The organism is Sphingobacterium sp. UME9 (assembly GCF_014170215.1).
In the GTDB taxonomy this organism is placed as follows: domain Bacteria; phylum Bacteroidota; class Bacteroidia; order Sphingobacteriales; family Sphingobacteriaceae; genus Sphingobacterium; species Sphingobacterium paramultivorum.
On sequence record NZ_LZZP01000013.1, the window covers coordinates 415,902 to 438,197 of the forward strand.

Annotated in this window: 23 protein-coding genes and 3 tRNA genes; 17 read left to right on the top strand and 9 right to left on the bottom strand. The window is 39.9% G+C overall.

What is annotated here, in order from left to right; all coding sequences use genetic code 11:
• Positions 1-9 precede the first annotated feature (9 nt).
• The 6 genes from A9970_RS20880 to A9970_RS20905 all read right to left on the bottom strand — a co-directional run bounded on the left by A9970_RS20880 (position 10) and on the right by A9970_RS20905 (position 3,449).
• Positions 10-693, bottom strand: coding sequence for a HupE/UreJ family protein (locus A9970_RS20880; RefSeq protein WP_182983558.1), 684 nt, complete (start codon positions 691-693; stop codon positions 10-12).
• A 119-nt stretch (positions 694-812) separates the two neighbouring features.
• A complete protein-coding gene (locus A9970_RS20885; protein WP_182983559.1) occupies positions 813-1,031 on the bottom strand; it encodes a lipoprotein in 219 nt (72 codons plus the stop codon).
• Positions 1,032-1,117: 86 nt separating this feature from the next.
• Positions 1,118-1,528: a hypothetical protein gene (locus A9970_RS20890; RefSeq protein WP_182983560.1), complete on the bottom strand. Its 411-nt coding sequence runs from the start codon at positions 1,526-1,528 to the stop codon at positions 1,118-1,120.
• A gap of 128 nt (positions 1,529-1,656) precedes the next feature.
• A complete protein-coding gene (locus tag A9970_RS20895) occupies positions 1,657-1,812 on the bottom strand; it encodes a hypothetical protein (RefSeq protein ID WP_182983561.1) in 156 nt (51 codons plus the stop codon).
• A gap of 78 nt (positions 1,813-1,890) precedes the next feature.
• A complete protein-coding gene (locus A9970_RS20900; protein ID WP_182983562.1) occupies positions 1,891-3,192 on the bottom strand; it encodes a site-specific integrase in 1,302 nt (433 codons plus the stop codon).
• A gap of 183 nt (positions 3,193-3,375) precedes the next feature.
• Positions 3,376-3,449: transfer RNA gene (locus tag A9970_RS20905), tRNA-Ile, on the bottom strand.
• A gap of 264 nt (positions 3,450-3,713) precedes the next feature.
• Here A9970_RS20905 and A9970_RS20910 point away from each other — a divergent pair.
• The 8 genes from A9970_RS20910 to A9970_RS20945 all read left to right on the top strand — a co-directional run bounded on the left by A9970_RS20910 (position 3,714) and on the right by A9970_RS20945 (position 11,396).
• Complete coding sequence (locus tag A9970_RS20910; RefSeq protein ID WP_182983563.1) at positions 3,714-4,346, top strand: HAD family phosphatase; 633 nt, start codon at positions 3,714-3,716, stop codon at positions 4,344-4,346.
• 90 nt (positions 4,347-4,436) lie between these two features.
• Positions 4,437-4,631 (top strand): 30S ribosomal protein S21, encoded by a 195-nt coding sequence (rpsU, locus tag A9970_RS20915; protein ID WP_046672133.1) that lies wholly within the window; start codon positions 4,437-4,439, stop codon positions 4,629-4,631.
• Between the two features lie 101 nt (positions 4,632-4,732).
• On the top strand, positions 4,733-5,614 hold the full coding sequence (locus A9970_RS20920; RefSeq protein ID WP_182983564.1) for a tyrosine-type recombinase/integrase: 882 nt from the start codon (positions 4,733-4,735) through the stop codon (positions 5,612-5,614).
• A gap of 14 nt (positions 5,615-5,628) precedes the next feature.
• Positions 5,629-5,991, top strand: a complete 363-nt coding sequence (hpf, locus tag A9970_RS20925; RefSeq protein ID WP_153845144.1) for a ribosome hibernation-promoting factor, HPF/YfiA family — start codon at positions 5,629-5,631, stop codon at positions 5,989-5,991.
• A 240-nt stretch (positions 5,992-6,231) separates the two neighbouring features.
• On the top strand, positions 6,232-6,624 hold the full coding sequence (locus A9970_RS20930) for a DUF6686 family protein (RefSeq protein ID WP_259655449.1): 393 nt from the start codon (positions 6,232-6,234) through the stop codon (positions 6,622-6,624).
• 374 nt (positions 6,625-6,998) lie between these two features.
• Entirely contained in the window at positions 6,999-7,526 is a 528-nt protein-coding gene (locus A9970_RS20935; protein ID WP_075993930.1) for a ferritin, read from the top strand.
• Positions 7,527-7,749: 223 nt separating this feature from the next.
• On the top strand, positions 7,750-10,428 hold the full coding sequence (locus A9970_RS28955; protein WP_310889300.1) for a TonB-dependent receptor: 2,679 nt from the start codon (positions 7,750-7,752) through the stop codon (positions 10,426-10,428).
• Positions 10,425-11,396, top strand: a complete 972-nt coding sequence (locus A9970_RS20945; RefSeq protein WP_310889301.1) for an NAD(P)H-quinone oxidoreductase — start codon at positions 10,425-10,427, stop codon at positions 11,394-11,396. The genes A9970_RS28955 and A9970_RS20945 overlap by 4 nt, the downstream gene beginning before the upstream one ends.
• Here A9970_RS20945 and A9970_RS20950 read toward each other — a convergent pair.
• Positions 11,385-12,248 (bottom strand): AraC family transcriptional regulator, encoded by an 864-nt coding sequence (locus A9970_RS20950; protein ID WP_182983566.1) that lies wholly within the window; start codon positions 12,246-12,248, stop codon positions 11,385-11,387. The genes A9970_RS20945 and A9970_RS20950 overlap by 12 nt on opposite strands.
• Before the next feature lie 144 nt (positions 12,249-12,392).
• Here A9970_RS20950 and fucP point away from each other — a divergent pair, with 144 nt between their 5' ends.
• The 8 genes from fucP (at position 12,393) to A9970_RS20990 (ending at position 20,516) form a co-directional block, all read left to right on the top strand.
• A complete protein-coding gene (gene fucP, locus A9970_RS20955) occupies positions 12,393-13,658 on the top strand; it encodes an L-fucose:H+ symporter permease (RefSeq protein WP_182983567.1) in 1,266 nt (421 codons plus the stop codon).
• A 10-nt stretch (positions 13,659-13,668) separates the two neighbouring features.
• Positions 13,669-14,001 carry an L-rhamnose mutarotase gene (locus A9970_RS20960; protein WP_182330832.1) on the top strand — a complete coding sequence of 111 codons (333 nt, stop codon included), beginning with the start codon at positions 13,669-13,671 and terminating at the stop codon, positions 13,999-14,001.
• Between the two features lie 2 nt (positions 14,002-14,003).
• Positions 14,004-15,662, top strand: coding sequence for a UxaA family hydrolase (locus A9970_RS20965; protein WP_153845149.1), 1,659 nt, complete (start codon positions 14,004-14,006; stop codon positions 15,660-15,662).
• 49 nt (positions 15,663-15,711) lie between these two features.
• Entirely contained in the window at positions 15,712-17,025 is a 1,314-nt protein-coding gene (locus A9970_RS20970; protein ID WP_182983568.1) for an alpha-L-fucosidase, read from the top strand.
• Positions 17,026-17,027: 2 nt separating this feature from the next.
• Positions 17,028-17,792 carry an SDR family NAD(P)-dependent oxidoreductase gene (locus tag A9970_RS20975; RefSeq protein WP_182983569.1) on the top strand — a complete coding sequence of 255 codons (765 nt, stop codon included), beginning with the start codon at positions 17,028-17,030 and terminating at the stop codon, positions 17,790-17,792.
• 41 nt (positions 17,793-17,833) lie between these two features.
• Positions 17,834-18,691 (top strand): fumarylacetoacetate hydrolase family protein, encoded by an 858-nt coding sequence (locus A9970_RS20980; RefSeq protein WP_182983570.1) that lies wholly within the window; start codon positions 17,834-17,836, stop codon positions 18,689-18,691.
• A 25-nt stretch (positions 18,692-18,716) separates the two neighbouring features.
• Positions 18,717-19,544, top strand: coding sequence for an amidohydrolase (locus A9970_RS20985; RefSeq protein ID WP_182983571.1), 828 nt, complete (start codon positions 18,717-18,719; stop codon positions 19,542-19,544).
• A 180-nt stretch (positions 19,545-19,724) separates the two neighbouring features.
• Positions 19,725-20,516, top strand: a complete 792-nt coding sequence (locus tag A9970_RS20990) for an SDR family oxidoreductase (protein WP_159731720.1) — start codon at positions 19,725-19,727, stop codon at positions 20,514-20,516.
• A 241-nt stretch (positions 20,517-20,757) separates the two neighbouring features.
• Here A9970_RS20990 and A9970_RS20995 read toward each other — a convergent pair.
• Together A9970_RS20995 and A9970_RS21000 are read right to left on the bottom strand one after the other, a co-directional pair.
• Positions 20,758-20,830: transfer RNA gene (locus tag A9970_RS20995), tRNA-Phe, on the bottom strand.
• A 42-nt stretch (positions 20,831-20,872) separates the two neighbouring features.
• Positions 20,873-20,945: transfer RNA gene (locus A9970_RS21000), tRNA-Phe, on the bottom strand.
• Positions 20,946-21,133: 188 nt separating this feature from the next.
• Here A9970_RS21000 and mnmA point away from each other — a divergent pair.
• Positions 21,134-22,225, top strand: coding sequence for a tRNA 2-thiouridine(34) synthase MnmA (gene mnmA / locus A9970_RS21005; RefSeq protein WP_046672147.1), 1,092 nt, complete (start codon positions 21,134-21,136; stop codon positions 22,223-22,225).
• The last annotated feature ends 71 nt before the right edge of the window (positions 22,226-22,296 follow it).

A 22,296-nucleotide genomic window follows, 5' to 3' on the forward strand; every position in this document is an offset into this window, starting at 1 on the left:
GATTTTTTTTTAAGAGTTAAAATAACCGACTAACTGATAGCCGAACAATAAGAAACCTGCTGCCATAAGCAGGGTATTGGTGAGGGTTGAAAACTTCATGAAACTTGGCGACCGTCTCCAATTGGTTATGATGAAAAGTACAAGGGCTAAGGCTATAAATTGACCTATTTCTACGCCGATATTAAAGCCGATGAGGTTTGTCAGAAGTCCCGTCCTGTCAAAACTTAATTCCTGCAATTTACTGGCTAACCCAAAACCATGAAAAAGACCAAAAATTAGAACGGCTGCTTTTGTATTAGGCTGATAACCTAAAAAACGTTGGAAGCCACCCAAATTGTCAAAGCCTTTATATACAATGGACAGTGCAATGATTGCATCAATCAGATAAGCGTTGATTGCCATATCTGCCAGTACGCCCAACAAAAGGGTTATACTGTGCCCAATGGTGAAAAAGCTCACATAAAGCAATACTTCTTTTGGTCGATAAAGGAAAAAGATGACCCCAACAAGAAACAACAGGTGGTCATATCCGGTAAGCATGTGCTTTGCCCCGATATAGAGGAACGGCACAAAGGCTACTCCCGAATTTCCGCTTAGAAAGGTCTGGGTATCCTCATCAACGCCGTGAGCATACACCGACCCGGTTATCAATAACAACAAGGTTATTGATAAGACTATTTTTATATATCTCATTTAGAACAGTGAATTTAAATCGGCACAAACTTCAAGGAACTGCTTATAAGAATGCACACACCTATATTATAGCGATGGAATGCCATAATATAAGTGGTAGAAGAATGTTCCGGGAATTATTAATGTTTATGCCCGTGAGCTTTGTCAATACTATCCTGATTTACAGCAGGTGCGTCATGGGAGTGTCCATGAGCCTTATCAATACTATCCTGATTAATCGTAGGAGCGGTTGAAGATGGTGCTGAATTGGAATTGTTGTCGGTCGAAGACTTTTCGCTGTTATTGCAAGCCGTAAGAGTAAGGGCAGCGAATGCTGCTATTATGAATGATTTTTTCATCGTTTTAAAAATTTGTTGTAAAAAAGAAATTATTTGCCCTGTGATATCAAGAGCAAAAGTCAAATTTTAACTTTCGAGGATGAAAGTTAAGCAACGATGATAGAGGGAGGACCTCGGAGGGAATATGCGCCGTAGAGCGGTGATTGGTAAACAGTATGCCTATCCGGTGGAAAGGTATGTTTTTGATAGATGACAATATATGCAACCGGAGCCGTGAAATCGGCAGGCAATGCCTTTATTGATTTTTCTGCATCTTTGGAAACTACAATTTTAGTGGCATCAGCAGTGGTAAATGCTGCATGTTCACCAGTGTGCATAAAACCCGAAAACGCAATCTCTAAAGGAGTTTCCTTACTGTTTTTATGATGATTATCATTGTCTTTATGATGTCCATCATTGACAATATCGGTGTGATGATGATGCGATACAATGCCATGACCCAGAATAACAATTTGGGCAACTATTAAAAATAATATGGCAGAGTACTTACGCAACATTACAGCAAAGATATAAAAAGTTCGGAAAAGATAATTATAGAAATTATAAAGTATTGGAAGAATGGTGGCTTAAAATCTTTATTTCCTTTACATTCTTAACGCTTAATTTGATTCCAAACAAATCCCTTTCATTGTCGTCTCGGCTTTGTTGTCGTCCATAAAAAGATCAACCATACACCAAAAGCCACGCCAAATCCAATCCACGGTGTTTTCATAGACAAAGCAGCAAAGAAGCCTATCGTTGCAATGATGCAGGTAATAAAAAACCAAATTACATTTTTCATAATCAATCAAATTTACAATTTTAAAATATTACAAAGAATTACATGAGGAGTTAACCTCATGTAATCCGGTTATTATAATTAAGCGGCGATGCTTTCCGTTTCGTCCATTGCTTGTATTTTCTTCATCACCTTGATTTCGACTTTTCTTAGCTGTGCAATGACTTTGCGTTGTACGTCATCCACAATCTTCCAGTCTTTGGCAATATAAATATCCGTCGTACGGTTGCCCTCGTCGACATGGTTGAGCGCAAGAGCCACATCGTCCTTGCTCATTCGGCAATCGTTACGAGCCGTATTCGCAAAAGTGTGCCTTGCCCAATATAAAGTGAGTTCGGGTATTCCCGTCAACTTACGCAATTGCTCCATGCCTTTTGACAATGCCCAATTAAGGCAATTGGCACTTGAATAACGCTCACGCAATTTTCCTAAATATTTCTCCAATAAAGGTTTTGCCTCATCAACAATCTTGATACTGATAAAGGCATTGTCTTTGCGTTTACCCTCCGTCTTGGAGCGATTATAATCTACACGACCGTTCCTAATATCACGTTTTGTTATTTGATAAAGGTCTACAGCATTCATTCCGCAGAGGTAGAACGAAAGCATATAAAGTTCTTTAGCCAATTCTGCACGGCTTCCGGGTTTAGTGACACAATCCCGAATAATCAACACCTGTTCAAGCGTATTATTCCTTTTTTTGGTGAGGGGTGGGGAACCAACCTTATATTTCTTGAATGGATAGTGCTTGATACGGTATATTCCGAGGTCTTCGTTATTATAAAGTTCTCGTGCAGCATTGAATAATGTCCGTAAGTCACGCATGTGATTATGCAATCCACTATCCGATAAACCTTTTTCGGTGGTAACTACTGGCTTGTTATCTTGATTGTAGCGTGTCATTGTTCGCTCGGATCTTAGATAACGTTCGTAGGCCATTAGCATATTGGAGTTGATCTCCTTAATGGAAACGGATGCCCGTTTAAAATAATCGACAAGGCTGTTACGGATTACTGCTTGATTTTTGGCCGATCCACCGCGTCCCTCTTTTTTTAGGCGTTCGATGTGTTGATTACAAAACTTAATGAAGTCGATGTCCTCGTCCTTATCACGCAAGTAATCTCGCAGTGACGTAGCTGTAAAATAATCAAGTCGGTCGTCGAGGTCGCTTATCATCTTCCGATAATCTCTCAGCTGCTGTTCGACCTTGTCTGCAATAAAAGGATCTTTGATTTTAAAATCCTTTGTCAGTTGCTTCTTGACAACAAAGTGATTGGTGTCAATAAACTTTCTTTCGCTTTTGTGATGGACACAAATTTTTACATTGTAAGTTCCATCTGCTTTCTTGTGGTGTTCATAAACCTTTGCGCTTACGGTTGCCATAATTTTTTCAATTAGCACGCAAAAATTTCCGTTACCTATTTGTTACGGTTTTGCGTGAAGTTCAACAAAAAACTATGTAAAACCAGCCATAGGGGCGATTTACCCGTGACCGTCTCGCCGAAGAAATCGGCTCAAAGAAATGAAAAAAAACCGCTTCAAAATTTCTTCTGAAACGGCTTTTTGTGCGCCCAGCTGGGCTCGAACCAGCGACCAAGAGATTATGAGTCTCCTACTCTAACCAACTGAGCTATAGGCGCTTATGTTGTTTTGCCTGTCGTCAAACAGGTATTTTTTTTAAACTTGTTGAGTTTTTTCAAACTCTAACTTTTCAATGTCAATCAGAACACTTTTTTTATTATGTAATCCTGACTTTCAACGCCTTAACCAGTTAGATTATGAGTCTTCTACTCTAACCGACTGAGCTATAGGAGCAGGTCTTTTGTTTTGTCAATTTAAACAGCCGTTGTGCCGTTTTGACGATGCAATTATCGATATTTGTATCGATATTTCAAAATAATTCGATGGAAAAAATTAAAAATATTGTTCTTGATTATGGGAATGTGATCTTTATGATCGACTTTGTAAAATTGAAAGATGCTTTTACTCAGTTAGGTATAGAAAATGTTGATGCCGTATTTGGACATCATGGTCAAAGTGCACTTTTTGATAATTTTGATAAAGGAAAAATTGATTCGACGCAATTTCGTGAGGGGATAAGAGAATTAACCCAAAATCCAGCACTGACGGACGCACAGATTGATACGGCCTGGAACAGTTTACTGATCGGTGTACCACAGGGTAATCATGAGATTTTAGTCCAGTTGAAAGATCGATACCGTACCTTTTTGTTAAGTAACAACAATGCAATTCATTATGCCTATTGTATGAATGATATTCATGAGAAATATGGTGTTGCCGACAATGAAGGTTTTTTTGAAAAAACCTATTACTCCCATTTAGTAGGGATGCGCAAACCAGATGCGGAGATTTTTGAATTGGTCATGCAAGAGCAGCAATTGAATCCGGCGGAGACTTTATTTATTGATGATAGTCCTCAACATCTGGCGACAGCAAAACAATTGGGTTGGCATACGGCATTGTGTACGAAGGAGAAACCGCTAAGAATTTTGTTGGAAGAATTCGAATTGTTATAAAAAATAATTTTGTTTTCCTTTTTAAAAATAAATAGCTTACCTTTGTCCCACTTTAAATTTAAAAGCGGCGAAAGGAGGTATATATAACGCATGATTATCGTAAATGTAAAAGAAGGAGAATCTTTAGATAGAGCATTGAAACGTTTCAAAAAGAAATTCGAAAAAACTGGAGTTTTAAGAGAGTTGCGTTCACGTCAAGCTTACGAAAAGAGATCTGTAACTCGTCGCATTCAAGTGAAAAAAGCGATTTACAAACAATCTTTGAATCAAGATGTAGCTAACTAATTGATTCGCTGAGAATTTTAAAATATAAAGGGAAAAGCATTGCTTTTCCCTTTTTTTTGTGCTTTTAAGTTTGTAATTTAAGCTATATAGCAAGGGAAAATATGTTGGAAAAGGAGTTTATTCGGTTTTTGCAGATTGAAAAAAGGTATTCAGAACATACGGTTATTGCCTATAAGCATGAGCTGGAGATGTTCCAGTCTTTTTTGGGTCGTGAGGGACTGACTGTGCCGGATATTGTATACCGTGATTTACGCCACTATTTCGCACAAATGGTAGAGTCTGGAAAAAATGCAAGTTCAGTCAACCGGAGTATGTCTTCAATGCGGACTTATTTTAAATTTTTGCAAAGAGAAGAGTGTATCGCGAAAAATCCCATGACGCTCATTAAAGCGTTAAAAACTGCTAAAAAATTACCTGTAGTCGTTGAAAAGGAAAAGCTGGTGCGTTTATTGGATCAGATGGGACAGGAGCAGGATGGATTTGAATCCTGTCGCGATTATATGGTTATGGAATTGTTGTTCGGTACCGGGATTCGCTTGGCCGAATTGTTGAAAATTAAGGAGCAGGATATCGATTTTTTTAATAAAAATATTCTTATATTAGGTAAAAGGAACAAAGAACGCTTGGTTCCGATCAATAATCTTTTATTGAAAGAATTGAAAAACTATTTGCAACAAAAGGCGACGCAATTTGTTGATACTAATAACAGCTTACTAATCGTTACGAAAGAAGGAAAGCCGGCATATGCCAAGCTGATCTATGATATTGTACATCGGCAATTGACGCTGATTTCTACTCAGGGTAAGAGAAGTCCTCATATTTTGAGACATACTTTCGCAACGGCCCTGTTGGACAATGGGGCGGATTTAAATGCAATTAAAGAGCTGCTGGGGCATGCAGGGCTTGCGGCAACACAAGTGTACACGCATAACTCAGCAGAACGATTGAAGTCAATTTATAAACAAGCTCATCCAAAAGCTTAAAAAAAGGAGGAAAAATGAACATTACTGTGCAATCCATTCGATTTACTGCTGATCAAAAGCTAATCGAGTTTATCAAAAAGAAAACAGGAAAATTGGAACAGTTTTTGGATTCCATCATTGGTGGCGAATGCTACCTGCGATTGGAAAATGTCGATGATGAGGCAAATAAAATTTCAGAAATTAAATTGAATATCCCCGGAAGCCAGCTTTTTGCGAAAGGGCAAGCGAAAAGCTTTGAGGAGGCGACAGATATTGCTGTAGAATCCTTGCGTAGGCAGATTAACAAACATAAAACAAAGACGAAAAATACAGTTGTCAATGGACGTAATGAAGTTCTTGCCGTAGAGGAAGAAGAAGAGGAAGAAGAATACGATTAATAACTATTAAAATATAGATGTAAATATAGGAGGTCAGTAGCAACTGACCTCCTTTTTTATAACTGGCTCTTGTTATTGACCAAAAGGAAACTTCGGTGGGTTTTCAGCGCTAATGGTGTCTGCCAATCATGATAAATTCATTTCGCACGACTCGCTGAAAGGCTTATTTATATTAAATCAAAATAATCTTCTGTTTTACTTGGATTGATTATAAATAATATTTATTTTTGATCGATTTAAATGATAAGGGAAATAGAAATGTCAGAATTGGTTTGCCCGTTAGCAAATGTTGAGGAAGTTTTTTCAACCACAGCAGGTACAGTCTATCAATGTAGCCGCAAAAATTGTTTCTGGTTGGAATATAATAATGAAACCACCTCTTTCTCGGTATCGGATTTTTTGAAGTTTAAGAAACGTATCGATGGGATTGATGTTGAGCACATGCTTCACGATACAACACGTTCATCGGATTTTGAAATCATCATGCCTTTCCGTACGGAAAGATGTTTCATCTTAGCTGTAGAGGAAGTACTTCAGTTGCGCGAATTGTTAGATGGCGCTAAATTTATGATGGAATTGAATAGCGTCGTCAGAACTTGTTTACAGGTTTCGCCATTTGCAGTTTTTGCATAAGGCTATACATATAAAAGAATTGAAAAAAGCGGTGTACGTCTGTGATGTACACCGCTTTTTGTTTGGAAAGACCTTATTTAATTTTAATTTAAATAAGTGTCAATGAGGCCGTCCTCTGGTTTTATTGACATTCAATGATTTTTAGGCCTTTAAGCCACTTATTGTTTTAATTTATCGCTTATTGAAAGTATCAATATCACGTATTTGTAATTGTATTGATTCTAAACAAGTTGCGGTTTTCATGTCTAATTTAGACTGAATTTGTATTGCATATTCTTGATACAGATTTTGAAGATCTACTGTATCTTTGTAATGTAATCAGGTGATAATGTGTTTCACCTGTTGATGTTTTAGAAATTAAACTTAAGGTAAATATGAAAGATTTATTGAAATTAAAATCTTCTTTGAAAGAAGAGATCGAAAATATATTGAATGCACAGATTAAAGTTGAAGCTCATTCTTCAGCGTTATATTTGGCAATGTCTTCATGGTGTGATGATCAAGGTTTGGAAAATGCTTCAGAATTTTTTGCGAAGCAATCCAACGAAGAGCGCGAGCACATGTTGAAGCTTTTCAATTATATCAACAACCGCGGTGGTCGTGCAATTTCTCCGGAAGTTACAGGTATCCCTCAAGATTTTGAATCGTTCCGTGGCGTTTTTGAACAAACATTGGAACAAGAGATGTTTGTTACTGAACAGTTCAACAACATCGCCGATAAATGTGCTAAAGCGAAGGATTATGTTACTTTTAATTTTGTACAATGGTTCTTGGAAGAGCAAGTAGAAGAGGAGTTTGTTGCAAGACGTATCCTTGAGTTGTTCGATGTAATTGGCGAAGACGGTACTGGTCGTTGGGAAATTGACAAACACCTCGTTAAGGTTGCCTTTGCGGGTGAATAATAAATTGTAAAAAATAGTGTAAAAAACGAGCTGTTGAGAAAACAGCTCGTTTTTTTATATACAAAATCACAACTTTTTACGTTAATAGCTTAAGAATTCTTATATTGAATTGTATTATTGCAAAGTCTATTTGATGGAACTAAGGGGCGGGAATATTATCCGGTTAGTACTTTTTTTAGCTATAACGAACTTGTTTTTTTTACCCAAAAGCGCTTTAGGGCAGGTGTCAAAAAAAGAAGTTTATGGAATTGTTGTAGATACTGCAGGACGGCCCTTAAATGGCGTTAGTGTTCATCTGACGAGTTCTCGCGATACCTTGTTCTCATCGACTTCCGCATCAGGTTATTTTCATTTTAATCGTGTACTCGGTAATGATATTCGTATTAGCTGTAGCCAGCTGGGCTTAAGTATATTGGAGCGTAGTTATCCGTTGTATAATAGCACGACAGCTAAATTGGATGTCGGAAAATTGACCATGTTTCCCCATGTATCTCTTTTAAAAGAAGTTGTTGTACTAAAATATAAACCCATTGTATATAAGCAGGATACTGTTCAATTTAACCTAGATGCCTTTCAATTTGATCGTCGGGCACTCTTAGAAGAGGCTCTTAAAGCATTGCCCAATATACAGGTGTCCCGTGATGGTTCTGTCTATGCCTTCGGTAAGCCCATATCCTCTGTTAAGGTGGATGGAAAAAAATTCTTTGGTGGCGATGTGCTCACCGCTACACGTAACCTTCCTGCAGATTTTGTGAAAAGTGTACAGGTTATTGATTTTTATGGTGATGAGGCGACGGCAAAAGGAATTAAAAGTGCTGAATCCGAAAAAGTCCTGAATATCGTGCTCAAAGATGATAAGAAGAAAATTACTTTTGGTCAAGCCACGCTTGGCGGTGGTTCGGTAGATCGTTATTTGGGGAGTGCTGGACTGAATCGTTTCAATGACGGTAAAGAGTACTCTGTTATCGCATCGGTGAATAATACGAATACCAATCTCTTTTCCTTCGGTTCTCCCAATGGAGGGGAGCGGGAAAGGGAAATGGGCGAGCTAGCCGACTTTGCGGATCCAACAGATGGGGTCAATAAAATCGGATCTGTCGGGGGGAGTTTCTCTAGTCCGCTTTCTAAAACGGTAACAGCAAGCGGTAAGTATTCCTTTACGCAGCGCAATAATTATATCCAGGGAAATTCCTTATTACAATCGATATATGGATACGGCAAAGCAGCGAATAATTTGATTAGTAATTATGAAGACTACAAGATAAAATCAATCGATCGTATACATAAAATGGACTGGGATTTTGATATGAAGCTGTCGCCCAAAGATCAGCTTAAAATATCGCCCAAACTATCTTGGACCAATTCGACCAGCAATACGTTAAAAGATAGAAGGATCCAAAATAATCGGTTGAGTAGCACGGGAAACTATGGCGCGGCCAATAGTACAGAAAGTCCTGCAGCAGCTTTAGATCTTTTTTACGTGCGAAGTTTTACTAAACCGGGGCGGAAAGTGCTTTATACATTGCATACGGATTTTAATTCCCTGGATAAAGATGAGGAAGTGCGCGATTTTAATAGGGCGATCGACAGCAGTACGAACGTGCCAAAAATAACGGAGACTTATCTGAATCAAATGGTCCGTTCCAGCAATGAGAATAAAAATATCCAAAGTCGGTTGTCGTTGGTAGAGCCCGTTGATTTAGGTGGTACCTTGGAGATCAATTACGATTTCGACTATACCAAAATTGATGCTCGCCGCTCCACTTTTGATAATAACAATAATTTTAACAACGGCCCCATACTGGTAGACTCCCTTAGTTTGAAGTACGACTATTCCTTTGCTAGCAATAAAGTCGGCATGATTTACCGGCAAGATTTAAGCGAGAAAGTGAAAGTGAACTTCGGTTTTGCTGTTCAGCCTTCCGAATTAACGGGAAGCTCAACGGACAAACTGATAAAAACCTCCTATTCAAATGTTAACCTCGTGCCTTCTGCTGGATTGAAATGGAAGTTTACCAAAGAAGAGGATCTTTCCATGGACTATTATGGACGTAATAACCAGCCTAGCTTCTATCAGATACAGCCTGTGGTGGATAATACCAACACACAAAATATTGTGATCGGAAATAAGGATTTGAAATCCGAATTTGCACATAGTATTGTTTCAAAGTATCGGAAGTCCATTACACGAAGGGGGCAATATTTAGAAGCCAGTCTGGCTTTTAACTTGGTAAATGACAAGATTGTAGCAAACCGGACAATTGAACCCAATTCAACGATACAGAAAACGACCTATCGCAATACAGAAGGTTATTATGATATTAAGAGCTATTATTTGTTTACAGCTTCTTTATTGTCGGATAATTTGCAGATGAGCTTGAATGGTAATGCAGATTATTACAACAATATTTCCTATGTCAATGATAAAAAGAGCTTTGGTGGACACTTTTTGTTTACACAAGCTCTTCAATTCCGCTATACCTGGAGTGATATCTTTGAAGCTGAATTAAATGGAAACTATTCTTTAAACAGGGCGACATTTGACTGGCCTGTACAAGATAATATCACGGCGCATTCAGGAATTGTTGGTTTGGGATCTAAAGCTTATTTAGGGAAACATTTTACCATGGGCCTTGAGCTTTCTCAAAAATTTAATGCGGGTTATTCGAGCTCATGGAACAATATTAATCCGACGATAATTAATGCCTATATGGAATATACTTTTGGAAGGAATAACTTGGGTATGTTGAGATTTCAGGGATTCGATCTGATGAATCAGAATACTGGTATTTCACGTGCCGTGGTGGGAAATGATATTTTAGATGTTCGGAACAATCGTTTGGCTCGTTATTTTATGCTTTCGCTCAATATAAGATTACAGAAATACCCAAAAAAATCATGATGAAAGCCGTCATTATTACTGAACCGGGTGGACCGGAAGTTTTGGAAGTCCGCGATGTAGAGATGCCGCAGATCGGTGAACTTGAAGTTTTGGTGGAAGTAAAGGCTGCGGGAGTAAATAGACCTGATGTCTTTCAGCGTAAAGGCAACTATCCGGCACCAGCCGGTGTGGATGCGCGAATACCGGGATTGGAAATAGCAGGGATTGTAGTCGCTAAAGGGAAGGATGTGGTCGATTGGGCTATTGGTGATCGTGTATGTGCACTTGTTGCCGGTGGAGGCTATGCTTCCTATGCGAAAGTCTATCAGGGACATTGTTTACCTATTCCCGACCATTTGGGTTTTGCGGAGGCAGCCTCGCTGCCCGAGACCGTTTTTACGGTCTGGGACAATGTCTTTCGAAGGGGAAAGTTGCAGGCCGACGATCATTTTTTGGTACATGGTGGTGCTGGTGGGATTGGCAGTACGGCCATTCAGTTAGCGACCTTGTTTGGTGCGATAGTATATACGACAGTCAGCTCAGCTGAAAAGGCTAGCTTTTGTAAATCATTGGGAGCCAGCAAAACAATAAATTATAAAACGGAGGATTTTCTGGAGGTGCTGAAGCCTTTGGGGGTTGATGTTATTTTAGACAGTATTGGCGGATCATATTTTGAGAAAAATATCAATCTATTGAACCCTGATGGCCGGTTGGTTTACATTAATGCGATGGAAAGCGCAAGAGTCGAGTTAAATTTGCTCAAATTAATGCAGAAACGGATTGTTTTAACGGGAAGTACACTGCGGGCGAGAGACCGTGATTTTAAGCAAGTGCTACGGGATGATATCTGGTCTCAAGTATGGCCGAAGCTTAGCGCTGGCCATTTCAAGCCTACTTTATACCGTGTGCTTCCTTTTGCGGAAGCTGCTGAAGCCCATCGATTGATGGAAGATTCAAGCTTATTGGGTAAAATCGTTTTAAGTTTTTGATCGCTGAAAGCTGAGCGGTGTAGTGCCAGTTACATTTTTGAAGTATTTATGGAAGCTCGAAAAGTTTTGAAAACCTGACTCAAAGCAGATCTGCTTCACCGTCTGTTTGTTTTCTATTAATAAATTGCAGGCTGTCTTCACACGCATTTCGATCAGAAACTGAAAGAGTGTTTTTCCGATTTGTGATTTGAAATAACGGCAGAACGAATTGGGGGTCATTCCCGTTAGGGAAGCAAGTTCCTGCAGTCGTATCTGGTCGCGATAATTTTCACCGATATATTGCATGGCAATCTGCATTCGGTTGGCGTCCTGATCTTGCAGCTGGATGGTAAAAGTGGGGCTCGTTAACAGGTCATGTTGTTCTTCGGCCGAAATAAATTGTAAGATTTCTAATAAATGAATAATACGTGTGGTACCTGTTGCTGCCAAGATAGCGTCAATTAATTGCACAGTTTTTAGTCGGCTGCTCTCCAATAATGAAATGCCTCTTTTGGCTACACGTATAAGGTCTTTGATGGATTTATTTTCAGGTAAATTAATGAAATTATTTCCCCAAAAGTTTTCCTTAAAATGAATTACACGAATATCTGCACTTTCTGCTCCTTCCTCTTGAAGATAAATTTCGTCAAATAACCAATAGTGAGGAAGGTTTGAACCAACAAGGGTAATATCGCCTGATTCAAAGCGCCGGACGCTATCGCCAATAAATTGGGTGCCTGAGCCTTTGGCAAAATAAATTAATTCCAGTTCTTCATGGTAATGCCAAAGATTATGGTATTGGGGCGTATCGTCTCTTCTCGCGTTGAACGAATGCTCAAGATTGCTATTTAAATGAAGCAGCTGTGCTTTCATAATTATGAAATATATGCAGTAAAGTTACATAATTCAGTTTAGCTATGGTAATATAGCTTAATAATTTGATAATATACTTGAATATTGTCTAGCATTTTTAAGCTTATTTTACATTAAATAACTACTTATAACCATTTGAAAAATATGACGAATAAAAAGAGTTACGCATTTGCCTTGATTTTGGTGACATCCTTGTTCTTTTTTTGGGGATTTATTCATAACCTTGATCCAATCTTAATTCCGCATTTGAGGAATGCGTTTAGTTTAACACATTTCCAGGCTTCCTTAGTCGATTCGGCTGTATTTATCGCTTATTTTGTGATGGCGATTCCTGCTGGAATTATTATGAAAAGATACGGCTATAAAGCTGGTATTCTGATCGGATTGATCTTTTTTGCCATTGGCTGTTTTCTATTTGTACCTGCGGCCAATACGATAAGTTATGTTTTCTTTTTAGGGGCCTTGTTCGTTGTTGCCTGTGGTCTTACCATTCTGGAAACTGCAGCAAATCCGTATGTCGCTATTTTGGGAGATCCAGCTTCGTCGGCGCAAAGACTAAATTTTGCGCAGTCTTTTAATGGGCTTGCTGCCTTTGTTGCTCCGATTTTTGGGGGAAAATTTATTTTATCCCATGAACCTAAAACACAGGAGGAACTGGCTCAAATGGCTGAGCAGGCAAAGATGGCATATATTCAGTCGGAAACAGCTGCTGTGAAATTGCCTTATGTGGTACTAGGGATATTGATCTTATTGATTGCTGCTTTGTTTTTCTTTACCAGATTACCTGATATCAAAGATGCAGAGGAAGAAGGTAGAGCCGGTTTTTTCCATGCATTGCGTCATAAAAATGTGCGTTGGGCAGTGGTGGCTCAATTTTTCTATGTCGGAGCGCAAGTTTGTATTTTAAGCTTCCTTGTATTATGTGCAACAGAAGCTGCCGGCATATCAGGTAAGGATGGCGCCGATTATGCTGGGTTCGCTGGATTGGCTTTTATGTTGGGCCGGTTTATCGGTACATTTTTTATGCGTTTTGTGTCAGCATCCAAGCTCCTGATCATTTATTCCGCTATAGCGATCGTTCTATCCCTATTTGTCATCTTCGGATCAGGTATTCAGACCCTATATGCGCTGATTGGCATTGCATTTTTTATGTCCATTATGTTTCCGACGATATTCGCATTTGGTGTACAAGGTATCGGTGCCGATACCAAATCTGCTTCTAGTTTGATCGTCATGTCTATTGTTGGTGGTGCTTTATTGCCTCCAATATTGGGTTTTATCTCCGATAAAACGGGACATTTCCAATATGGCTATTTTGTACCATTGGTTTGTTTTATTGTTGTCTTGTTGTTTGCTTTCCAAAATAGAAATGTCAGTATTGCGGAAACGGAAAATCTTAAATCACATTAATTAGTTAGTAATGAAAAGATATGTCATGGCCTTGGATCTTGTGGACGATCCACAATTGATCAAGGAATATGAGGATTACCACCGTGAAGTGTGGCCGGAAATAAAACGCTCGATTCTGGATGCAGGTATTCTGCAGATGGAGATCTATCGTTTTGAAAATAGATTGTTTATGAACATGGAGGTAGGTGAGGATTTTTCATTTGAGAAAAAATCAGCTATGGATGCTGCCAATGAAAAAGTTCAGGAATGGGAACAGCTGATGTGGAAATATCAGGCGGCTATTCCGGGGGCAAATCCAGGAGAGAAATGGGTAATGATGACAAAAATATTTGAATTAGTATAATTATGGCTATACAGCGCTATTTACAGATCCATCCAATGGATAATGTCCTTGTTGCATTACAGGACTTGGCTGAGGGAACAACGATTGTTTTTGAAGGTAAGGAATTTACATTAAAGCAAGCTGTTGCTGCCAAGCATAAATTCACGATCCAGCCAATGGAACAAGATACGGAGATATTGATGTATGGTGTTCTGGTTGGGAAATTGAATACTCCCTTAGCTGAAGGGGAACTCATTACCACCGAAAACTTGCGCCATGCGTCGGAAGATTTTAGAATGGGCAACCGTAAGACAGCTTGGACAAAACCTGATGTTGCTGCATTTAGAGATAAAACGTTCAATGGATTTCACCGTTCAAATGGGACTGTTGGAACGGCCAATTACTGGTTGGTTATTCCATTGGTTTTTTGCGAAAACAGAAATGTATTGACCTTGAAGGCTGCTTTTGAGGAAAAGCTCGGCTATAAAGTAAAAGCGAATAATTACATCTCAGAAGTTGACGATCTCATTGGCTTATATAAGTCTGGTGCTGATGTAAATGCGATCCTTAGTCAGGATCTACTTGCTAATTCGACTTCCAGTGAGCAGGAACGCCTATTCAAAAATGTCGATGGAATCAAGTTTTTGAATCATGAGATGGGATGCGGTGGAACACGTATGGATTCGGATGCTTTATGTGGTCTTTTGGCTGGCTATATTACCCATCCGAATGTTGCGGGGGCAACGGTGTTGAGTTTAGGATGCCAGCATGCGCAGGCTTCTATTCTGAAGGCGGAAATTGAAAAGCGAAGCCCGGGTTTTGATCGCCCGCTGTATATTTTCGAACAGCAGAAAGAAGGAACTGAAAAAGAGCTTATGCAAAAGGCTATTAAGGCAACTTTTGCGGGGATGATGCAAGCTGATAAAAATGAGCGCAAACCAGCCACATTGGACAAATTGTGTATTGGACTGGAATGTGGTGGCTCGGACGGATTCTCAGGTATCTCTGCTAATCCAGCACTCGGTTTTGTGTCGGATATTTTGGTGACTTTAGGCGGATCGGTGATTCTCGCGGAGTTCCCTGAATTATGTGGCGTTGAACAGGAGTTGAGTGATCGTTGTATTGATGAGTCAACTGCGGAGCGTTTTATGTCGCTGATGCGTACTTATAATGCAAAAGCCGAGGCTGATGGCTCGGGTTTCTATATGAATCCTTCTCCGGGAAATATTCGTGATGGCTTAATTACTGACGCGATTAAGTCTGCAGGGGCAGCCAAAAAAGGAGGAACCTCTCCTGTTGCAGCGGTGATTGATTATCCTGAATTGGCCAACGGTCCGGGGTTAAACTTATTATGTACTCCAGGTAATGATGTGGAAAGTACCACTGCAGAGGTGGCAGCTGGTGCCAATATCGTCTTGTTTACGACTGGCCTAGGTACACCCACGGGTAACCCGATTACACCGGTGGTGAAACTTTCAACAAATACCAAAACTTTTGAGAAAATGCCCGATATCCTGGATCTGAACTGTGGTACCATTATCGAAGGTACAGAGACTATTGAGGAGGCTGCACATCGTATTTTGGATTATGTGATAGAAGTTGCTTCTGGTGAAGTGAAACCAAAAGCGGTGTTGTTGGGGCAAGACGATTTCATTCCATGGCGTAGAGGTGTTTCATTGTAGTTGAGTATAATGAGTTTATTGAAAATCCATGACAACTAATTATTTACATATGAAACTTAAACATGTAATCTGTGGTTTGGCCTTGCTGATGGGATCTGTATCCGCGAGCTATAGCCAGCAACATTATCAGCCCAGTCCCGAAAATTTAAAAAATAGGGAATGGTTTGAACAATCTCGGTTTGGAGTTTTTATCCATTGGGGGGTATATAGTGTGCTGGGAGATGGTGAATGGGTCATGAACAACCAAAATATCAGTTTGGATGAATATGCATTGCTGCCTAAATTTTTCAATCCAATTTCCTTCAATGCGAAAGAATGGGCGAAGTTATTTAAACAGGCCGGAGCAAAGTATATCACCTTTACCACCAGACATCATGATGGATTTTCGATGTGGGATAGCCAGATTTCGGACTATAACGTGGTGAAGAAATCTCCCTTCAAACGCGATATTGTGAAAGAGTTGGTGGAAGCTTGCCATGCTGAAGGGATAAAAGTGATGTTCTACTATTCACTTTTAGATTGGCACCGGGATGATTATCTACCCGTTGGTAAAACGGGCGGTGGCATTGCGGGCCGTGATTCAACAAAAGGGGATTGGAATCATTATGTTCAGTTTATGAAAAGCCAATTGACCGAACTTTTGAGCAATTATGGTAAGATCGATGGGATCTGGTTCGATGGTCATTGGGACAAGCCCAATGAAGATTGGCATTTCAAAGAAATCTATGAATTGATTCATAAGTTACAGCCACAATGTTTGGTGGGTAACAATCACCATTTGGCACCATTTGAAGGTGAAGATTTTCAGATGTTCGAACGTGATTTGCCTGGGGAGAATACCACTGGGTTCGGTACGAATGCACATGATGTCGGGAAATTACCGAAGGAAGTATGTGGAACAATTGCTGGATCGTGGGGATTTGAGCTGAAAGATCGGACACGTAAATCTTTTCAGGAAGTACTGAAATACCTGGTCAAGGCAGCTGGTCATGGTTCCAATTTATTGCTCAATGTAGGTCCGATGCCGAACGGTGAGATTCAGGACTATCAACAGGAGCGTTTGAAAGAACTTGGAAAATGGCTATCGGTGTATGGTGAAACAATCTATGGAACAGAGGGGGGAGCGGTGCCGCCAACAGACGATTATGCGTTGACGAAAAAAGGAAACCAGGTGTATCTACATGTGTTTAAAACCGATAAAAAGGAATTGTTGATCAATAACCTGCCTTATCAAGTGAAAAAAGTAAGCACATTTATCGGAAAGAAAGAGATTAAGTTTAGTCATAAGAACAATAGTCTACGCGTGGATTTGCCAACATCGACAGATGAAGCAGATTTGGTATTGACATTAACAATTAAATAACAATGGGAAAATTAGAACAAAAAGTAGCTGTAATTACCGGTGGTGGTAGTGGGATAGGCCGTGCGATCAGTCTGCAATTTGCTGCAGAAGGAGCAAAAGTTCATATTCTGGATTTGAATGAAGACGGTGGTAATGCTGTGGTTGATGAGATCTTGGCTTTGGGTGGTCAGGCTGCGTTTAATCGTTGTAATGTAACTGACCAGCAAGAAATTACTGCTATAGCACAAAATATCGGAAAAATTGATATTTTAGTAAATAATGCAGGTATTGCTCATGTTGGTAATTTGGAAAATTGTCAATCAGAAGATTTTGAGCGTGTTTTTAATGTGAATGTTAAGGGAGCTTATAATGCATTGCATGCTATCGTGCCGATGATGAAAGCGCAGGGTTCTGGAGCAATCCTTAATCTAGCATCCATCGCTGCATGGGTTGGTATCACGGATCGTTTTGCTTATTCGATGAGCAAAGGTGCTATTTACGCGATGTCAATGTCTGTTGCAAGGGATTACATGGCATACGGTATTCGTTGCAATAGCATTTCGCCTGCGCGTGTACATACGCCATTTGTGGATGGATTTATCGCAAAAAACTATCCTGGAAAAGAGGAAGAAATGTTTGAAAAATTATCAGCAAGTCAGCCAATAGGCCGCATGGCACAACCGGAGGAAATTGCCAAATTAGCACTTTTCCTGTGTAGTGACGACGCGGGATTTATTACTGGAAATGACTATCCAATTGATGGTGGTTTTATTAAATTGAACAATTAAAAAGCTAAAAATAAAATATCTATTATCTCAATACTATAAAAATGAAATTAATACGTTTTGGAGCTCAAGGCAAAGAGAAAATCGGTGTTCAGATCGATGGCGTAAATTACGATGTAAGCGCATTTGGTGGTGACTACAATGAGCAATTCTTTGCTGAGGATGGTGTAGCTCGTTTAGAAGAATTTGTCAAGGCAAATGAAGGTAAGTTGATTGAAGTTCCTCAAGGCGAGCGTATCGGAGCACCTTTTGCCCGTCCATCCAAAATTGTTTGTATTGGATTGAACTATTTAGACCATGCAAAGGAAACCAATGCACCTATTCCTGCTGAACCGATCATCTTTATGAAATCGACCACTTCGTTGGTAGGTCCATACGATAATGTGATGATTCCTAAAGATTCTGTAAAAACAGATTGGGAAGTGGAATTCTGTATCGTGATCGGTAAAAAAGCCTCTTATGTAGAAGAGCATGAGGCCTTAGATTATGTGGTTGGATATGTGTTGCACAATGATGTTTCCGAACGTGAGTATCAGTTGGAACGTGGCGGTACTTGGGATAAAGGAAAAGGATGTGATACTTTTGCGCCAATGGGACCTTTCATGGCTACAAAAGAAGAAATCAAAGATATCAACAATGTGCGCCTATGGTTAAAGGTAAACGGAAAAACCTATCAGGATGGCAATACCAAGGATTTGATCTTCTCGGTAGCACATGTGGTATCGTATGTGTCTAAATTTATGACCTTGTTGCCTGGCGACGTTATTTCAACAGGTACACCTGCAGGTGTTGGGTTAGGATTTAATCCACCGATTTACTTGAAACCTGGCGATGTTATCGAGTTAGGAGCAGATGGTCTTGGGGAGTCCCGTCAGACTGTTGTAGCGTATTCAAAAAATTAATTGCTCATCAGGTTTTCATTTCATTATGCGTATAGATACCCATCAGCATTTCTGGAAATTCGATCCAATTAGAGATAGTTGGATTACCGAAGAAATGCAAGTCATAAGACGTGATTTCAGCCCTTTGGATATTCAGTTTGTGCTTGAACGAAATGGATTCGGAGGGAGTGTTGCTGTTCAGGCAGATCAATCCAAAGAAGAGACTGCTTATTTGGTTCAGCTGGCTAATGATTATCCTTTTATTAAAGGCGTTGTGGGCTGGATTGATCTTCAAGCAGCAGATATTCGACAACAGTTGGATGCCTATCAATCAGATAAGGTCATCAAAGGATTTCGTCACATTGTTGAAGGAGAAGCGGATCCTGATTTTCTTATCCGCCCTGCCGTACTAAATGGACTGAAGGCATTGGCAGATTATGGTTATACTTATGATCTGCTCATCCGTCCACGTCATTATGCAGCAACACTAGATTGTGTGCAGCAAAATCCAAATCTACAATTTGTGCTGGATCATATTGCCAAACCGCCAATCAAATCGAAAGCATTTGATGAGTGGGCAGCGTTTATCGATGCGCTATCGGCTTTTCCGAATGTTGTCTGTAAAGTTTCTGGACTTGCCACAGAGGCCGATTGGGAGGGATGGAAGCTTGATGATTTTAAACAATATCTGGAACATATCTTTGCACGTTTTGGAAAGGAGCGCATTATGTATGGGTCAGATTGGCCGGTATGTCTATTGGCGGCATCTTACGAAGAAAGTATTGCCATAGTTGAAGATAAACTAGGGCAATTTACAGCTGCAGAGAAGAACGCATTTTGGGCAGAGAACGCTATACGCGTGTATAATCTTTAAGAGGAAGAACTTCAGTATGTTATGAAAGGGAAAAATAGCATGCTGAAGTTTTCTATTGGCCATGAAGCAGGATAATCGGGCTGAATAACGTCAATATAAATTAATCAATAACCAGAGAACGAGTTCATTGTTGCTAATGTTAAGCACAATCAATGAAACAAACCATTCAATAAAAGTATTATGGATCTTCATTTAAGAGATAAAGTTGTTATTGTTACCGGCGGAGCAAAAGGAATCGGGCGGGCCGTAGTTCATGCGTTAGCTAAAGAACAGGCTATTCCGGTCATTGTTGGTCGTAAACAGGCGGATAATGAAAAAGTCAAGGAAGAAATCAAGCAATTTGGTGTGGATGCACTCTGTATTGAAGCAGAGCTATCTAAACCCGAAGATTGTGAACGAGCAGTCCAAAAGACATTGGAAGTATATGGCCGTATCGATGGTTTGGTGAATAATGCTGGGCAAAATGATGGTGTTGGATTAGCATCAGGTAATTATGAAAAATTTGTTGCTTCTCTGCACAAGAACTTAATCCACTACTATCTGATGGCACATCATGCCTTGGATGCATTGAAAGCTTCTAAAGGTAGTATTGTGAATATTTCGTCCAAAACTGGCGAAACAGGACAGGGGAATACCTCGGCTTATGCGGCATCCAATGGTGGACGTAATGCGCTTACACGTGAGTGGGCTGTAGAATTGTTACCTTACTCGATTCGTGTAAATGCTATTATTGTGGCAGAATGTGCCACTCCGCAATACGATACCTGGATTCAAACCTTATCAAATCCGGAGGAGACCTTGAAGAAAATTACGGACCGCATTCCATTGGAGCATCGCATGACGACAGCAGAAGAAATCGCCGATACAACTGTATTTCTTTTATCGAGCAAATCAAGCCATACGACAGGTCAGTTGATTCATGTGGACGGTGGCTATGTGCATCTAGATCGCTCTATTATTGCTGAATCGTAGCAGAAAAGCGGTTGGATTTTGGGAATTAAACTTGTGTGGTTTTTAAAGTAACAACTCCGGTTCATTTCCAAAATCCATAATCGTTTTTTGATATTGCCCTTCAATCAATGAAAACATCTCCCATCGAACTCGGGTAGTAGTGGTATGGTGAATGTTCTACACAGCATAGATGAAGGGGAAGTTGTATGAAATGCAGTTAGATAAAACAAAAAAAGCCTGTTCAATGAACAAGCTTTTTTTGTGGTGCCACCTGGGTTCGAACCAGGGACACAAGGATTTTCAGTCCTTTGCTCTACCAGCTGAGCTATGGCACCAGTTGACCTTTTATTTAAATCTGTGATCATCAGATTGAAGCGTGGTGCCACCTGGGTTCGAACCAGGGACACAAGGATTTTCAGTCCTTTGCTCTACCAGCTGAGCTATGGCACCGCTTTTTTGCTATGGGTTTGTTCCCCTATTGCGATGCAAATATAGTCCGATAATTTGAATTCTAAAACTTTTATGGAGATTATTTTTATACTTTTTTCGAACGTGTTGATTTTGATCGAGATAAAATTACAAGAAACTAACATAGAGAAAAAGGAATAAGCTGTATCTTTGCATTTCAATAATTAGAGATGAGTAAAAGAGGAAGAGTTTTAGTTGCAATGAGTGGAGGGGTAGATAGCTCCGTTGCTTCTGTCATGCTCCACGAACAAGGATATGAAGTTATCGGTATCACGATGAAGACATGGGATTATGCATCCGCAGGTGGTTCGTCGAAAGAGACCGGATGTTGTAGCCTTGATAGTATCAATGACGCTCGTACATTAGCCGTAAACTATGGTTTCCCTCATTATATATTAGATATACGTGATGAGTTTGGAGATTTTGTGATTGATAATTTTGTAGAAGAATATATTGCTGGGCGCACGCCTAACCCATGCGTTTTGTGTAATACCCACATCAAGTGGGAGGCTTTAATGAAACGTGCTGACAAATTGGACTGCGAATTTATCGCTACCGGGCACTATGCCAATATCCGTATGCACGACAATGGTCGCTATGTGATATCAAAAGGTAAGGATGAAAACAAAGATCAATCTTACGTTCTATGGGGCGTGTCACAAGAAAACCTTGCTCGGACCCAGTTTCCTTTAGGATCTTTCACGAAAAAGGAAATTCGTCAGATGGCTTTGGATATGGGACAAAAAGAATTGGCCAATAAATCTGAAAGCTACGAGATCTGTTTCGTTCCTGACAACGACTACCGTGCGTTTTTGAGACATAAGGTGCCAACATTGGATCAACAAATTGGTCCGGGTAATTTTATCCTTTCCGATGGTACCGTCGTCGGTAAACATATTGGCTACCCTTATTTCACCATCGGTCAACGTAAAGGCTTAGGTATTGCCTTGGGTAAACCGATGTTTGTGATCGAAATCCTTCCAGAAAGTAATACGGTGGTATTGGGTGAAGAACACGAACTTGAAAAGTCACATGCCTATGTTCGCAATGTGAACTTTGTGAAATACGCAGGACTGGATCAACCGATGGAAGCAATTTCAAAGGTACGTTATAAAGATTCTGGTGCTTTGTCGACCATCTCCCAAGAAGGTGATAAAGTGCGCATTGATTTTGTACACAATGTGAAAGGTATTGCTCCTGGACAATCGGCCGTTTTTTATGAAGGCAATGATCTACTCGGTGGTGGTTTCTTAATGAAATAAGAAGAAGCTGGACTGAGATCTAGCATAAGAATTTCAATCCCTATACTGTAACGACAGTATAGGGATTTTTA